A 1,314-nucleotide genomic window follows, 5' to 3' on the forward strand; every position below is an offset into this window, starting at 1 on the left:
CTGATATTATCCCCTTTAAGTAGACAATGTTAAAAAAACTACAGTACGCTGTAGATAACATTTTACTTAAAGGGGATTTTTGTATGCCAAGAAAAAATTGCACCTATTCGAATGAATTTAAATTACAAGTTGTTCAAGCTTATTTAGCAGGCGAAGGAAGTATGCAGGAGATTGCGACAATATACGAGATTCGAAATGTTTCACAAGTGAAAGCTTGGGTGAAGAAATTTAAAGAAGTTGGGTCCATTGAAGCTTTTAATCGGTTGCCTTCTGTCGGCTCAGGGGCAAAGGGTGTGAAGAATCCGTTAAAAGGGAAACGAATTCATTTTAAGAATATAGAAGAAGAGCGAGATTACTACAAAGCGCAGGTAGAATACTTAAAAAAGCAGTATCCAAATCTGTAAATGGAGGTGTACCGACGTATTCAGATCGGTATCAGATTATTAAATCGATGAAAGATCGTTATCCCATCACATGGTTGACAGAAATGGCGAAAGTTCAACGCTCAGGCTATTATAAATGGATAAAGAATGGGAAAATATCACGTCATAAACAAAATGATAAGGCGTTAAAACAACACATTTTAGAAATTCATCAAGCGCATAAACAATACGGCTATCCACGTGTGAAAATCGCTTTACGCGACCGTGGATTCATGGTGAACCATAAAAAAGTATATCGACTAATGTGCGAATTAGGCGTCCATTCCATCATCCGAAAGAAGTGTCGTGTGTGGAAAAATCGTGTTTCTCGTGTATTTAACAATGTCGTGGACCGTCAGTTTTCAGAGCGTGCAGCGAACGAAGTATTCGTCACAGATATCACATTTTTACCGACGAAAAATGGATTTCTCTACTTATCTGCCGTGCAAGATTTATACAACAACGAAATCGTTGCTTGGAAAATCAGCAAACGAAATGATTTACAGCTTGTATTAGATACGTTAGATGAGTTGACGAGCAAACGAAATGTGTATCGAAGCATCCTTCATTCAGATCAAGGATTCCAGTACACATCCATTAAATATCATCAACACATCGAGCAACTTGGCATGATTGGCAGCCACTCCCGCAAAGGAAACTGTCACGATAATGCCTGCATTGAATCGTTCTTCTCACACTTTAAAAGCGAGTGTCTGTATCTCTTACATGAGGATTCAAATGAGGCAATTATACAGGCGGTTGAAGAATATATTTACTTTTATAACTACCAACGCTTCCAAAAACGGCTCAACCATCTGGCACCGATAGAATATCGACACCAGATGGCTGTTTAGTCTTTTTTATAGCTGTCTACTTGACAGGGGTAAGTCCA

2 protein-coding genes are annotated in these 1,314 nt (G+C 38.5%); both read left to right on the plus strand.

Translation table 11 applies throughout. The annotated features are described in order from the left end of the window. The first annotated feature begins 83 nt into the window (after nucleotides 1-83). Complete coding sequence (locus C9J35_RS23105) at nucleotides 84-404, plus strand: helix-turn-helix domain-containing protein (RefSeq protein ID WP_107927154.1); 321 nt, start codon at nucleotides 84-86, stop codon at nucleotides 402-404. After that, a complete protein-coding gene (locus tag C9J35_RS23110) occupies nucleotides 374-1,276 on the plus strand; it encodes an IS3 family transposase (RefSeq protein ID WP_235616417.1) in 903 nt (300 codons plus the stop codon). Before C9J35_RS23105 ends, C9J35_RS23110 begins: the two co-directional genes overlap by 31 nt. Nucleotides 1,277-1,314 lie beyond the last annotated feature (38 nt).

The sequence above is a fragment of the Lysinibacillus parviboronicapiens genome (assembly GCF_003049575.1).
Classification (GTDB): domain Bacteria; phylum Bacillota; class Bacilli; order Bacillales_A; family Planococcaceae; genus Lysinibacillus; species Lysinibacillus parviboronicapiens.